This is a genomic window from Streptomyces griseus subsp. griseus (genome assembly GCF_003610995.1).
In the GTDB taxonomy this organism is placed as follows: domain Bacteria; phylum Actinomycetota; class Actinomycetes; order Streptomycetales; family Streptomycetaceae; genus Streptomyces.
This window is the reverse complement of the sequence record NZ_CP032543.1, coordinates 221,671-234,847: the sequence shown is the minus strand read 5'-3', so window position 1 is coordinate 234,847 and position 13,177 is coordinate 221,671. Positions and strand designations below refer to the sequence as shown.

At 72.4% G+C, this 13,177-nt stretch carries 13 protein-coding genes; 10 read left to right on the top strand and 3 right to left on the bottom strand.

From position 1 onward, the window contains the following. The first annotated feature begins 12 nt into the window (after positions 1-12). Positions 13-507 (top strand): GNAT family N-acetyltransferase, encoded by a 495-nt coding sequence (locus tag D6270_RS01125; protein ID WP_109167656.1) that lies wholly within the window; start codon positions 13-15, stop codon positions 505-507. Between the two features lie 9 nt (positions 508-516). On the opposite strand, the gene D6270_RS01120 is transcribed toward D6270_RS01125, so the two are convergent. Then, positions 517-897, bottom strand: a complete 381-nt coding sequence (locus D6270_RS01120) for a VOC family protein (protein ID WP_109167657.1) — start codon at positions 895-897, stop codon at positions 517-519. A 228-nt stretch (positions 898-1,125) separates the two neighbouring features. Here D6270_RS01120 and D6270_RS01115 point away from each other — a divergent pair, with 228 nt between their 5' ends. Continuing rightward, positions 1,126-1,644 carry a DUF6328 family protein gene (locus D6270_RS01115; RefSeq protein ID WP_109167658.1) on the top strand — a complete coding sequence of 173 codons (519 nt, stop codon included), beginning with the start codon at positions 1,126-1,128 and terminating at the stop codon, positions 1,642-1,644. 6 nt (positions 1,645-1,650) lie between these two features. Here D6270_RS01115 and D6270_RS01110 read toward each other — a convergent pair whose 3' ends face one another. Further along, positions 1,651-2,466, bottom strand: a complete 816-nt coding sequence (locus D6270_RS01110; protein ID WP_109167659.1) for a VOC family protein — start codon at positions 2,464-2,466, stop codon at positions 1,651-1,653. A 366-nt stretch (positions 2,467-2,832) separates the two neighbouring features. Continuing rightward, positions 2,833-3,180 carry a DUF6479 family protein gene (locus D6270_RS01100; RefSeq protein WP_109167661.1) on the bottom strand — a complete coding sequence of 116 codons (348 nt, stop codon included), beginning with the start codon at positions 3,178-3,180 and terminating at the stop codon, positions 2,833-2,835. Positions 3,181-3,268: 88 nt separating this feature from the next. Here D6270_RS01100 and D6270_RS01095 point away from each other — a divergent pair, with 88 nt between their 5' ends. The 8 genes from D6270_RS01095 to D6270_RS01060 all read left to right on the top strand — a co-directional run bounded on the left by D6270_RS01095 (position 3,269) and on the right by D6270_RS01060 (position 13,146). Continuing rightward, positions 3,269-4,234, top strand: a complete 966-nt coding sequence (locus D6270_RS01095) for an LLM class F420-dependent oxidoreductase (RefSeq protein ID WP_109167662.1) — start codon at positions 3,269-3,271, stop codon at positions 4,232-4,234. A gap of 88 nt (positions 4,235-4,322) precedes the next feature. After that, positions 4,323-4,712 carry a hypothetical protein gene (locus D6270_RS01090; protein ID WP_109167663.1) on the top strand — a complete coding sequence of 130 codons (390 nt, stop codon included), beginning with the start codon at positions 4,323-4,325 and terminating at the stop codon, positions 4,710-4,712. Between the two features lie 87 nt (positions 4,713-4,799). Then, a complete protein-coding gene (locus tag D6270_RS01085) occupies positions 4,800-5,363 on the top strand; it encodes a (2Fe-2S)-binding protein (RefSeq protein ID WP_109167664.1) in 564 nt (187 codons plus the stop codon). Then, positions 5,360-6,370 carry an FAD binding domain-containing protein gene (locus D6270_RS01080; RefSeq protein ID WP_109167665.1) on the top strand — a complete coding sequence of 337 codons (1,011 nt, stop codon included), beginning with the start codon at positions 5,360-5,362 and terminating at the stop codon, positions 6,368-6,370. The genes D6270_RS01085 and D6270_RS01080 overlap by 4 nt, the downstream gene beginning before the upstream one ends. A gap of 27 nt (positions 6,371-6,397) precedes the next feature. Beyond that, the gene (locus D6270_RS01075; protein ID WP_109167666.1) at positions 6,398-8,494 is read left to right on the top strand and encodes a xanthine dehydrogenase family protein molybdopterin-binding subunit; all 2,097 of its coding nucleotides are present in this window, start codon (positions 6,398-6,400) and stop codon (positions 8,492-8,494) included. Positions 8,495-8,666: 172 nt separating this feature from the next. After that, a complete protein-coding gene (locus D6270_RS01070; protein ID WP_109167667.1) occupies positions 8,667-9,125 on the top strand; it encodes an ATP-binding protein in 459 nt (152 codons plus the stop codon). A gap of 164 nt (positions 9,126-9,289) precedes the next feature. Continuing rightward, complete coding sequence (locus D6270_RS01065) at positions 9,290-10,702, top strand: NADP-dependent succinic semialdehyde dehydrogenase (RefSeq protein ID WP_109167668.1); 1,413 nt, start codon at positions 9,290-9,292, stop codon at positions 10,700-10,702. Between the two features lie 65 nt (positions 10,703-10,767). Next, a complete protein-coding gene (locus D6270_RS01060) occupies positions 10,768-13,146 on the top strand; it encodes a phosphoketolase family protein (protein WP_109167669.1) in 2,379 nt (792 codons plus the stop codon). Positions 13,147-13,177 lie beyond the last annotated feature (31 nt).

Genomic DNA, 13,177 nt, shown 5'->3' with positions numbered 1-13,177 from the left:
AATATTCGACGTATGAGATCAGGCATTACGCACTCCGGACGGGGCCCGCACCGTCCGGACCTCCTGGTCCGCCGGGCCACAGCACGTGACGCCCGCAGGCTCACCCGGCTGGTGCGGACCTCACGCGCCTACGAGGGCCCGTACGCCCCGATGGTCGCCGGATACCGCGTAGGACCGGACTACATCGAGGCGCACCGGGTCTTCGTCGCCGCCGGCCGCGACGACGACCGGGTTCTCGGCTTCTACGCGCTGATCCTCCAGCCGCCCGAACTCGACCTGATGTTCGTCGCCGACGAGGCACAGGGGCTCGGCGTCGGGCGCCTCCTCGTCGGCCATCTGCGCGAGGAGGCGGGGCGGGCGGGGCTCACCGGAGTCCGGATCGTGTCCCACCCGCCCGCCGAGGGCTTCTACCGCGCGGTCGGCGCCGAACCCGCCGGCACCGTCCGCGCCAACCCGCCCGCGGTCATGTGGGACCGCCCCGAGCTCCTGCTCCCCGTCGGGCGCTGAACGCCGCGCTCAGCCGCCGTAGGGGCGGGTGATGAGCTCCATGCCGTGACCGCTCGGATCGGGGAAGTAGACGCCCCGGCCGCCGTCGTTGTGGTTGATCCGGCCCGGGCGCTTCATATGGGGATCCGCGTAGTACGCGATGCCCAGCTCCTGGATCCTGCCGAACGCCGCGTCGAACTCCGCCTCCGAGATGAGGAAGGCGTAGTGCTGCGAGGTGATCGACTCCTCGGGAACCGTCGCGAAGTCCAGCGTGACGCTGTTCGCCAGGACGACGGGGATGAACGGGCCCCACTCCGGTCCGATCTCCAGGCCCAGCAGATCCGCCAGGAACTCGGCGGACTCGCGGTTGTCGCGGGAGTGAATGATGGTGTGGTTCAGCTCGGCCGACACGGTGGAATGCCTCCGACGGGCATCTCGCGGGCTACCTCCACGCCTCACCCGGACGGTGACCGGCGCGCGATGCCGTGGACGCGACTCCAGGCGGACGGGGCCGTCCGGTCGAGTGGGAATCGCGCACCTCGCCGGTGGGATTGAGCCCGTGCGGCCGGGGCACCAGTAGCCCCGAATCGAATGGGTGTATCAGTGCTCCCGGTCGCGTCGAAGTCGAGGAGAGTGTCCGTGTCAACGACCAATGGCAGAGGCCGCGAGGAAACCGAGGAGGAGCGGGCGGACCGGCAGTGGACCGAACTCCTCCAGGAACTGCGCGTCGCCCAGACCGGGGTGCAGATCCTCTTCGGCTTTCTCCTCGCGGTGGTGTTCCAGCCGAGGTTCGCCGCCCTTCCCGAGGTGGACCGCGACATCTACATCGTCACGGTGGTGCTCGGCTCGGCGACCGTCGCCGCGCTGATCGGCCCCGTCACCTATCACCGGCTGCTCACCGGACGCAGGATGAAGGCGGAGACGGTCATCTGGGCCTCCCGCATGACCATCGCCGGGCTGGTGCTGCTGTTCCTGACGATGTGCTCCACCCTGCTGCTGATCCTGCGGGTCGCCCTGCATGACACGTTCGCCCTGTGGCTGGTCGGCGGGATAGCGCTGTGGTTCCTGGCCTGCTGGTTCATCTTCCCCCTCTGGGCGCTGGCCCGCGGCCGCTCCGGACCGCGTGCGGACGACCCGCCCGGCGACCCGGAGGACTAGAGCCGCTCAGCTCTCCGGGCCCCGCACGCCCGTCACTGTGAACAGTGCGCCGTCGGGGTCCCGCAGGGTGGCTTCCCGGCCGCCGAGGAAGGCCCGTTCCTCGACGAGGGAGCCGCCCTGCCGTTCGGCCTCCGCGACCGTGACGGGGACGTCCTCCACCGGGAACTGCACCTGCCAGTGCGGGCGTACCAGCGGATCGACGGCGGCCTCCACCGCCCCGGAGCTGATCCGGGCCAGCGGGCGCCCCTCGCACCGCACGATGACCTCCTCGCCCTCGTACGCGACGTCGCAGCATCCCGGACGTCCGCTCGCCCAGTCGAGTACCTCGCCGTAGAAGATCGCCGCGTCGAAGGCGTTGCGGGTCCGCAGCCGCAGCCAGGCGTGCGCGTGGTCGTCGGGGGCCGGCGGGGAGGTGGCCGGTTCGGTGCGCTCCCAGAGGCCGAACGGTGCACCGTCCCGGTCGGAGGCCAGTACGCCGCGTCCCTTGCCGAGCGTCAGCGGCCCCACCGCCACCGTCCCGCTGCGCTCCCGGACCCGGGCGGCGGCCACATTCGCGTCCGCCACCGCGAAGTACGGTGTCCAGGCCACCGCGACCTGGTACGCGGTCGAGACCGCGAAGATGCCCGCGACCGGGATGTCGCCCCGGCGGGCCACGGAGAACTCCGCGTCGAGCTTCCCCGGACGGAACGACCAGCCCAGGACGGCGCCGTAGAACCGCTGGGCGGCCTGAAGGTCCCGGGTCATCAGGGTGACCCAGCACGGCGCGGCGGGGCCGGTCAGGGGCGCCGCCGAGGGGGCCTTACGGGGCTCGCTTCCGGTCATGGTCCACTGCCTTCTCACGGGTGTGCGGCGCGGGGGCGACCGCTGCGGTCCAGCACCCACCCTCGGCCGACCGGTGCGGCGGCGCAACGCGGGACGGGCGCACCGACCGATGCGCGGCGGAGCGTTCGTGATGTCCAGGAAGACCTGGTCCGCCCGCGGCCACCGCTCGCACATCGCGTGTCGGACGCGCAGCGAGACCTTCTCCCCCCGCTCGCCGTCGATCCCGGCAGCCAGATCGATGCGGCCGCCGCGGACAGCGGGGCGGGCGAGCCGGAGATCAGCCCGCCCACCGCCCTGGCCGCCGCGATCACCGGGTTGGCCGCGAGCGCGACCAGGACCGTGGCGCGTGCTCGTCGGCCGGCCCGATCATCGATCCGTGTCGGTGCGCGGCTCGTCCTGCTGCGGCGGGAGCGGCTCGTTGCCGTGGCCGTCCAACTGGTGCGGATTGAGGGCGCTGCCGTCATCGGGGAAGCGGTTGGAGGCGTGGTGGTCGTGCGCGTCGATGTGCGTGCGCCCCTCCGGCTGCTTGGGCTGCTCACCGGGGAGCGGCGGGGGCAGTTCGGTGTCCTTCTTGCGCTTGCCCAGCACGAAACCGCCGATCAGCAACCCCACCACGGCAAGCGCGGCGATGGGGAAGACGACGGCCGCCAAAGTGCCCGTGCCGTCGGCGAGAAGGGCGGCCAGTGACTGCGTGGATCCGTTCGATACGTCCATGGGTGCCGCATACCCCGGCGGGAGGCAGTCAGTCGGCCGTTCACATCAATTCATGTTTTGTGGGTATCTCAGGGGAAAAGCGTTTCGCATGGTGCGAATCGGCTACACGATGATGACCGAACAGACCGGACCGCGAGAGCTCGTACGGGATGTGGTGGCCGCGGAGAAGGCGGGATTCGACTTCTCCGTCACCTCCGACCACTACTTCCCCTGGCTCCGGGAACAGGGTCACGCACCGTACGCCTGGGCGGTGCTCGGCGCCGCGGCGCAGGCCACCGAGACCATCGGCCTGATGACGTACGTGACCTGTCCGACCACCCGCTACCACCCCGCCGTCGTCGCCCAGAAGGCCGCGACGCTGCAGCTCCTCGCCGAGGGCCGGTTCCGGCTGGGCCTCGGCTCCGGCGAGAACCTCAACGAGCACGTCGTCGGCGCCGGCTGGCCCGCCGCCCACGTACGGCTGGAGATGCTCGACGAGGCCGTGGAGATCATCGGCGCCCTCTTCGACGGCGGGAACGTCAACCACCACGGCACCCACTTCGACGTGGAGAACGCCCGGCTGTGGGACCTGCCCGCGACCCGGGTGCCGATCGGCGTCGCCGTCTCCGGCCCGGCCTCCTGCGCGCTCGCCGGGCGCGCGGCGGACCTGGTGATCGCGACCGAGGCCAAGAGCGGACTCCTCGACGACTTCGACCGGCACGGAGGCGTCGGAAAGCCCCGCGTGGGCCAGCTCCCCGTCTGCTACGACCCCGACCGGGACGCCGCGATCGCCCGCGCCCACGAGCAGTTCCGCTGGTCGGTCGGCGGCTGGAAGGTCAACTCCGAACTCCCCGGACCGGAGAGCTTCGCCCAGGCGACCGAACTCGTCCGCGAGGAGGACGTCGCGTCGGCCGTCCCGTGCGGACAGGACCTCGACACGTTCGTCGACGCGGTGCGCGCCTACACCGAGGCGGGATTCACCGAGATCGCACTGGTCCAGGTCGGCGGGGAACACCAGCAGTCCTTCATCGCATGGGCTGAGAAGACCCTCCTGCCCGCCCTGCGGGAGCTATAGCCTCTTCGGCCCTCCCGTGTCGCCGTCGGCCCGGCGCGGGGTGAGCCTGGAGTGGACCCGCAGGCCGGCACCCGACGGAAGGAACCCCGTGAACAGCACCCCCGAACGGAACGGCGACGACTCCACGTCCGGCCAGGAGGTGCTGGTGTCGCTGAGCCGCTGCGCTCTCGCGGACGCGCGGAGCGTGTTCGGCGTGCTCGGCAGGGCCTTCGCATCCGACCGGGACGCCGACGACGAACCCGGCGCGACGAGCGGCCCCCGCCCCACCGTCTGGGTCACCACCGTCGACGTCTCCGAGCCGAAGGCCGCCGTCGGACCCGTGACGCTGACCGCCCCGGTCACGGTGGACGCCCAGGGCGGCTACTGGGCCGTCGACCGGCTGCGGGACCACCTCACCGGCGCGTTCACCGTCCGCGTCGTCGGTACGGCCGCGGGGGACCAGGAGCAGGAGGTCCGGCTGCGGCTGGAGAACCGCTGACGCCGCCGAGGCCCCTGACGTGGGCCACGTACGCCGAAGAGCCTGTGAACAGGGTCGACAGGGGCCCGTAGTGAAAGGTGTTCCAGCATGGATTCCCTCGCCCTGGAATCGGTCACCGCACCGGAACCGGTCACCGTCGAACGGTCCACCGTGACCCTGCGCATCAACGGGGAAGAGACCGAGGTGACCCTCGACCACCGCACCACGGTCCTGGACCTGCTGCGCGAACAGCTCGGTCTGACCGGCGCCAAGAAGGGCTGCGACCACGGCCAGTGCGGCGCCTGCACGGTCCTCGTCGACGGGCGCCGCGCCAACAGCTGCCTGCTGCTCGCCGTCGCCCAGGACGGTGCGGCGATCACCACGGTGGAAGGTCTCGCCGACGGCGACACCCTGCACCCTCTGCAACAGGCCTTCGTGGATCGCGACGCCCTCCAGTGCGGCTACTGCACGCCCGGGCAGATCTGCTCGGCCGTCGGCATGCTCGAGGAGGCCGCCGACGGCCACCCGTCCCACGTCACCCCTCCCGACGCCCTGACCGAGAACCCCGCCCCTCTGGACGCGGACGAGATCCGTGAGCGGATGAGCGGCAACCTGTGCCGGTGCGGGGCCTACCCCCGGATCGTCGAAGCCATCGAGGACGTGACGCCGTGAAACCCTTCGGCTACCAGCGACCCACCACCACCGCCGAAGCCGTACGGCTCTGCGCGGAGGGAACCGGAGCCCGGTTCCTGGGCGGCGGCACCAACCTCGTCGACCTCATGAAACTCGGCGTCGAGGAACCCGGCCTCCTCGTCGACGTCACCAGGCTGCCGCTGGACCGGGTCGCCCCGGACCCGGACGGCGGCCTGCGGATCGGCGCCACCGTCCGCAACAGCGACCTCGCCGCCCACCCCGACGTACGCCGCGCCTATCCCGTGCTCACGCAGGCGCTCCTCGCCGGGGCCTCGGGCCAGCTCCGCAACACCGCCACCACCGGCGGCAACCTCCTCCAGCGCACCCGCTGCTCCTACTTCCAGGACGTCTCCAAGCCCTGCAACAAACGGCTCCCCGGCTCCGGCTGTCCCGCCCGCGAAGGCTCCCACCGCGACCTCGCGATCCTCGGGCACTCGGCGGAGTGCGTGGCCACCAACCCCTCCGACATGGCCGTGGCCCTCGCCGCCCTCGACGCCACCGTGCTGCTGCTGGGGCCCGAGGGCGAACGGGCCGTCCCCGTCACCGAGTTCCACCGGCTGCCGGGGGAGAACCCCGACCAGGACACCGTGATCAGGCCCGGCGAACTCATCACCGAGGTGGTGCTCCCGCCGCCCGTCCCCGGCACGGTCTCCCGCTACCGCAAGGCCCGCGACCGGGCCTCGTACGCCTTCGCCCTGGTCTCCGTGGCCGCCACCCTCCAGGTGGAGGCCGGCCGCGTGGAGCGGGCCACGCTGGCGTTCGGCGGCGTCGCCCACCGGCCGTGGCGCGCCCGCCGGGCCGAGGCCGAACTGCTCGGCGCCCCCGCCACACCCGCCGCCTTCCAGCACGCGCTGATCGCCGAACTCGCCGAGGCACAGCCCCTGCGCGACAACGCCTTCAAGGTGGACCTCGTCCGCCGCGTCGCCCAGGACGTCCTCGGCGAACTCAGCGAGCCGCACGGTCCCGAGGCCGGCCCGACCACCTGACCCCCACCGACCGGAGGCCCCGCCGCCATGTCCCACGCCCCGCAGCTCACCGGTGCGCCCGTCGTCCGCAGGGAGGCCCGGGACAAGGTCACCGGCACCGCCCGGTACGCGGCCGAGCACACCCCGCCCGGCTGCCTGTACGCCTGGCCGGTCCCGGCCACCATCGCCGCCGGCCGGGTCACCGCCGTACGGGCGGTCGACGCGCTCGCCGTCCCCGGCGTCCACACCGTCCTCACCCACGACAACGCGGCGGCCCTCGCCGAACCCGACGACCCGATCCTCGCCGTCCTCCAGAGCGACCGCGTCCCGCACCACGGCTGGCCGATCGCCCTCGTCGTCGCCGACTCCCCGGAGGCCGCCCGGACCGGCGCGGGGCGGCTTCTCGTCGAGTACGAGAGCGACGAGCACGACGTGACCCTGACCGAGGACCACCCGGGCCTCTACACGCCCGAGGAGGCCAACGGCGGCCACCCCGCCGTCCGCAGGCGCGGCGACTTCGAGCGGTCCTTCGCCGCCGCCCCCGTCCAGATCGACGCCACCTACCGCCTCGCCTCGCTCCACAACCACCCCATGGAGCCCCACGCCGCCACCGCGTGGTGGGAGGACGGACACCTCACCGTCCACGACTCCAGCCAGGGCTCCGACGCCGTACGCAAGAGCCTCGCCCGGGTCTTCGGTCTGGACCCCGCCCACATCACCGTCGTCTCCGAACACGTCGGCGGCGGCTTCGGCTCCAAGGGCACCACCCGGCCCCAGGCGGTCCTGGCCGCCATGGCCGCCCGCCACACCGGCCACCCGGTCAAGCTGGTCTTCCCCCGCGCCCAGCTCGCGGAGGTCGTCGGCCACCGGGCCCCCACCATCCAGCGGGTGCGCCTCGGCGCCGATCTCGACGGCGCCCTCCAGGCCCTCTCCCAGGAGATCGTCACCCACACCTCCACCATCAAGGAGTTCGTCGAACAGGCCGCCGTACCCGCGCGTGTGATGTACGGATCCCCGGACAGCACGACCGTCCACCGGGTGACCGCCCTCGACGTCCCCAGCCCCTCCTGGATGCGCGCCCCCGGCGAGGCATCGGGGATGTACGCGCTGGAATCGGCCATGGACGAACTCGCCTCCGCCCTCGGCCTGGACCCGGTCGAACTGCGGCTGCGCAACGACCCGGCCACCGAACCCGACAGCGACCGCCCCTTCAGCAGCAGGGGGCTGGCCGCCTGTCTGCGCGAGGGCGCCCAGCGCTTCGGCTGGCACGGCCGCGACTCCCGACCCGCCGCCCGGCAGGAGGGCCGCTGGCTCCTCGGTACGGGCGTGGCCTCGGCGACGTACCCGGTCCTGGTCTCCAAGTCCTCCGCCCGCGCCCACGCGGCGGCCGACTCCACCTTCCGGGTCGAGGTCAACGCCACCGACATCGGCACGGGCGCGCGGACCGTCCTCGCCCAGATCGCCGCCTCGGCCCTCGGCGTCGACGTGGCGAGCGTCGACGTGCGGATCGGCTCGACCGACCTGCCCACCGCCCCGCTCGCCGGCGGCTCCTCCGGCACGGCCTCATGGGGCTGGGCCGTGCACAAGGCGGCCACCGCCCTCGCCGGCCGCCTCGCGGAACACCCAGGTCCGCTGCCCGCCGAGGGGCTCACCACCACCGCCGACACCGAGGAGGAGACGGCCGCCGCATCCCCGTACGCCCGGCACGCCTTCGGCGCCCACTTCGCCGAGACGGCCGTCGACTCCGTCACCGGCGAGATCCGGGTCCGCAGGCTTCTCGGCGTGTACGCCGCCGGGAAGATCCTCAACGCCCGCACCGCACGCTCCCAGTTCACCGGCGGCATGATCATGGGCATCGGCATGGCGCTCACCGAGGGCTCCGCCATCGACCCGGTCTTCGGCGACTTCACCGCCAAGGACCTCGCCGCCTACCACGTGCCCGTCCACGCCGACGCCCTCGACATCCAGGCCCACTGGATCGACGAGGACGACCGCCACCTCAACCCCATGGGCTCCAAGGGCATCGGCGAGATCGGCATCGTCGGCACCGCGGCCGCCATCGGGAACGCGGTCCGCCACGCCACCGGCGCCCGGCTGCGCGAGCTTCCGCTCACCCCCGACCGGCTGCTGCCCTACCTCCTGTGAGGACCCGGCGGAACGGCCCTCACCAGGACGAACAGCTCATCTGTTGCGCGGACGGTCCACCCGGGTCACCCTGTTGAGTGACCCAGAAGTGATTGGTGCTCACGCTTCGTGTTCGGGGGTCGTTCGTACGACGGGGTGAAGCAGGTGGGCCTCGTGGTGAGGAGCCTCGACGATGACCGTTCCACTCGACCGGCACTGCCCGGTCGAACTGCAGGTGTCGGCAGAGCGCGTTTCCCAGGTGCGGCGCATCGTCGCCGCGCACCTTCGTCACTGGAGTCTCGAACTCCACGTCCGGCCGGTGTGCCGGGCCATGGACGAACTCCTGACCAACGTCCACCGGCATGTCGGCGACACCGACCGGTGCGTCGTCGAACTCCGCTGGACCGGACGGCACGTCACCGTGTCCGTCGCCGACAGCAGTGCCCGGATGCCCCGGCTGCTCCCGGCCGGTGGCGGGCTGAGCCGGGTGATGGCCCTCAGCGACAGCTGGGGCACCTGCCGGACCACGGACGGCAAGGTGGTCTGGTTCACCCGCTACGCCCAGGCTCAGCAGACCGCGGGCCTGCTGCCCTACCCCCCGCTGCCGGGCGTGCGCGAGTCGCGCCGCGCCCCGCTCACGGCGCTCGTGTAGGCGTACCGCAGCATCCCCACCCGGCACCGCCCACCCGGCCGACGCGGAACGTGCCCACCCGGCACGCATGATCCGCGTCGGCCGGGTACGTGCGGAAGGGGCCGCGTTGCGTCCGACCATGTGGCGCGGCACCGTCGAAGTACCGATGCAAGGAGGCCACTGCCATGCCCATCGCGACGGTCAACCCCGCGAACGGCGAACTGATCAGGTCCTACGACGTCCTCGGCGAGGAGGAGACCGAGCGCAGGATCACCGCCGCCCACACCACCTTCCAGCAGTACCGCACCACCTCCTTCGAACAGCGCGCCGCCTGGCTGAACCGGGCCGCCGACCTGCTGGACGAGGACCGCGACGCCATCGCCCGCACGATGACCCTCGAAATGGGCAAGCCGGTCACCGCGGCCCGTGCCGAGGCGGCCAAGTGCGCCAAGGCGATGCGCTGGTACGCGGCCAACGCCGAGCGCCTGCTCGCCGACGAACACCCGGACCCCGACGACGTGACCGATTCCGGGGCCTCGCGCGCCCTGGTCCGCTACCGCCCGCTCGGCGTCGTCCTCGCCGTGATGCCGTGGAACTTCCCGCTCTGGCAGGTGGTCCGCTTCGCCGCCCCCGCGCTGATGGCGGGCAACGTGGGCCTGCTCAAGCACGCCTCCAACGTCCCGCAGACCGCGCTCTACCTGGAGGACCTCTTCCACCGGGCCGGATTCCCGGCGGGCTGCTTCCGTACGCTGCTGATCGGCTCGGGCGCCGTCGACGCCGTCCTGCGCGACCCCCGGGTCGCGGCGGCCACCCTCACCGGCAGCGAACCGGCGGGCCGCGCCGTCGCCTCCACAGCGGGCGACGAGGTCAAGAAGACCGTGCTGGAGCTCGGCGGCAGCGACCCGTACGTCGTCCTGCCCTCGGCCGACGTCGAGAAGGCCGCCGCCACCGCCGTCACCGCACGCGTCCAGAACAACGGCCAGTCCTGTATCGCGGCCAAGCGGTTCATCGTCCACGCCGATGTGTACGACACGTTCGCCGAGCACTTCACCGCCGGGATGCGGGCCCTGACCGTGGGCGACCCGCTGGAGGATTCCACCGACGTCGGGCCGCTCTCCAGCGAGCAGGGCCGTACCGACCTGGAGGAGCTGGTCGACGACGCCGTCGAACGCGGTGCCACCGTGCTCTGCGGCGGCGGCCGGCCCGACACGCTCGGCGGCGGCCTGGAGAACGGCTGGTTCTACAACCCCACCGTCCTCGCCGGGATCACCCCCGCCATGCGCATCCACCGCGAGGAGACCTTCGGCCCGGTCGCCACCCTCTACCGGGTCGCCGACCTCGACGAGGCCGTACACCTGGCCAACGACACCCCGTTCGGGCTCAGTTCCAACGTATGGACCCGGGACGCGGGGGAGCAGGAGCGGTGTGCCCGCGACCTGGAGGCGGGCGGGGTCTTCTTCAACGGGATGACCGCATCACACCCGGCCCTGCCCTTCGGCGGGATCAAGCGCTCCGGTTACGGGCGCGAGCTGGCCGGGCACGGCATCCGCGAGTTCTGCAACGCGACCACGCTCTGGTACGGCCCCGAGAACTCCTGAGCCCTGGGGCCGGTCGGCCCCAGGCAGCCCACCGCGCGCCGTCATCCCCCGAGGAGAGCTGCTCCGTGAGCGACACCCGCACCCCGCCCGCCCTCTCCGACGAGCAGCTCGCCGCGCTGGACGCGCACTGGCGCGCCGCCAACTACCTCGCCGTCGGCCAGATCTACCTGATGGCCAACCCCCTGCTCACCCGGCCGCTGGCCCCCGAGGACATCAAGCCGCGGCTGCTCGGCCACTGGGGCACCTCACCGGGGCTCAACCTGGTCCACACCCACCTCAACCGTGTCGTCAAGGACCGTGGCATCGAGGCGCTCTGCGTCTGGGGCCCCGGCCACGGCGGCCCGGCCGTCCTCGCCAACTCCTGGCTGGAGGGCAGCTACTCCGAGACCTATCCCGACGTGCCCCGGAACGCCGAGGGCATGGGCGTGCTCTTCAAGCAGTTCTCCTTCCCCGGCGGCGTGCCCAGCCATGTCGCCCCGGAGACACCCGGCTCCATCCACGAGGGCGGCGAGCTCGGCTACGCGCTCACCCACGCCTACGGCGCCGCCTTCGACCACCCCGGCCTGCTGGTGACCTGCGTCATCGGCGACGGCGAGGCGGAGACGGGACCGCTCGCCGCCTCCTGGCACGGCAACAAGTTCCTCGACCCGGTCCACGACGGGGCCGTCCTGCCCGTCCTCCACCTCAACGGCTACAAGATCGCCAACCCCACGGTCCTGGCCCGGCTCCCCGAGGACGAACTCGACCAGCTCCTGCGCGGCTACGGCCACGACCCGCTGTACGTCACCGGCGACGACCCGGCCACCGTCCACCGGGCGATGGCCGCCGCGATGGACACCGCCGTGGAGCGGATCGCCGCCCACCAGCGCGCGGCACGCGAGGACGGGGCCACCGAGCGCCCCCGCTGGCCCATGATCGTCCTGCGCACCCCCAAGGGCTGGACCGGGCCCAGGGAGGTCGACGGACTGCCCGTCGAGAACACCTGGCGCTCCCACCAGGTCCCGCTCTCCGGCGTCCGGGACAACCCCGAGCACCTGCGGCAGCTGGAGGACTGGCTGCGCTCCTACCGCCCGGAGGAGCTGTTCGACGCCGACGGCCGTCCCACCGAGCAGGTCCTCGCCTGCGTCCCCGAGGGAGCGGCGCGGCTCGGATCGACCCCGTACGCCAACGGCGGCCTCCTCCTGCGCGACCTGCCGGTCCGCGCCCTGGAGGACCACGCCGTACGCGTCGACAAGCCCGGCTCCGCCACCCACTCACCGACCCAGGTGCTCGGCGGACTCCTGGCGGACATCATGGCCGCGACCGCCGAGCGCCGCGACTTCCGGGTGGTCGGCCCCGACGAGACCGCCTCCAACCGGCTCCAGGACCTCTACCGCGCGACCGGCAAGGCCTGGCAGGCGAAGACCCTGCCCACCGACGAACACCTCGCCCGCGACGGCCGGGTGATGGAGGTGCTCTCCGAACACCTCTGCCAGGGCTGGCTGGAGGGGTACCTGCTGACCGGACGGCACGGCCTCTTCTCCAGTTACGAGGCGTTCGCCCATATCGTCGACTCGATGGTCAACCAGCACATCAAGTGGCTGCGCACCTCGCGACGGCTGCCCTGGCGGCGCCCCATCGCCTCCCTCAACTACCTGCTCACCTCGCACGTCTGGCGCCAGGACCACAACGGCTTCTCGCACCAGGACCCAGGCTTCGTCGACCACATCCTGAACAAGAGCCCCGAGGTCGTACGGGTCTATCTGCCGCCGGACGCCAACACCCTGCTCTCCGTGGCCGACCACGCGCTGCGCAGCCGGGACTACGTCAACGTGATCGTGGCGGGCAAGCAGCCGACCTTCGACTGGCTCACGATGGCGGAGGCCCGAGCCCACTGTGCCCGGGGGGCCGGGGCGTGGGAGTGGGCCGGGACCGAGGACGGCAGCCGCGAGCCGGACGTGGTGCTCGGCTGCGCCGGGGACGTCCCCACCCAGGAGGTGCTGGCCGCCGCCGACCTGCTCCGCCGCCATCTGCCGGAGCTGGCCGTGCGCGTGGTCAACGTGGTCGACATCGCCCGGATGCAGCCGCACGAGGAGCACCCGCACGGGATGACGGACGCCGAGTACGACGCCCTGTTCACCCGCGACAAGCCGGTGATCTTCGCGTACCACGGCTACCCGTGGCTGATCCACCGGCTCGCCTACCGCCGGACCGGCCACGCCCACCTGCATGTGCGCGGCTACAAGGAGGAGGGCACCACGACCACGCCGTTCGATATGGTGGTCCGCAACGACCTGGACCGCTACCGGCTGGTCATGGACGTCATCGACCGGGTGCCGGGGCTCGGCGTCCGCGCCGTCGCCGTACGCCAGGCGATGGCCGACGTCCGCACCCGCCACCACGCCTGGATCCGCGAGCACGGCGTCGACCTGCCCGAGGTGGAGGAGTGGAGCTGGGGCGGCTGAGACGGGCGGGGTGATCATGGGGCTGTCCGCC

What these genes read in the sequence shown, in the direction of transcription:
- D6270_RS01075 (WP_109167666.1), top strand. Translation starts at nt 6,398, where the DNA reads ATGTCCCACGCCCCGCAGCTCACCGGTGCGCCCGTCGTCCGCAGGGAG.
- D6270_RS01100 (WP_109167661.1), bottom strand. Translation starts at nt 3,180, where the DNA reads ATGGACGTATCGAACGGATCCACGCAGTCACTGGCCGCCCTTCTCGCC.
- D6270_RS01110 (WP_109167659.1), bottom strand. Translation starts at nt 2,466, where the DNA reads ATGACCGGAAGCGAGCCCCGTAAGGCCCCCTCGGCGGCGCCCCTGACC.
- D6270_RS01065 (WP_109167668.1), top strand. Translation starts at nt 9,290, where the DNA reads ATGCCCATCGCGACGGTCAACCCCGCGAACGGCGAACTGATCAGGTCC.
- D6270_RS01070 (WP_109167667.1), top strand. Translation starts at nt 8,667, where the DNA reads ATGACCGTTCCACTCGACCGGCACTGCCCGGTCGAACTGCAGGTGTCG.
- D6270_RS01095 (WP_109167662.1), top strand. Translation starts at nt 3,269, where the DNA reads ATGGTGCGAATCGGCTACACGATGATGACCGAACAGACCGGACCGCGA.
- D6270_RS01125 (WP_109167656.1), top strand. Translation starts at nt 13, where the DNA reads ATGAGATCAGGCATTACGCACTCCGGACGGGGCCCGCACCGTCCGGAC.
- D6270_RS01085 (WP_109167664.1), top strand. Translation starts at nt 4,800, where the DNA reads ATGGATTCCCTCGCCCTGGAATCGGTCACCGCACCGGAACCGGTCACC.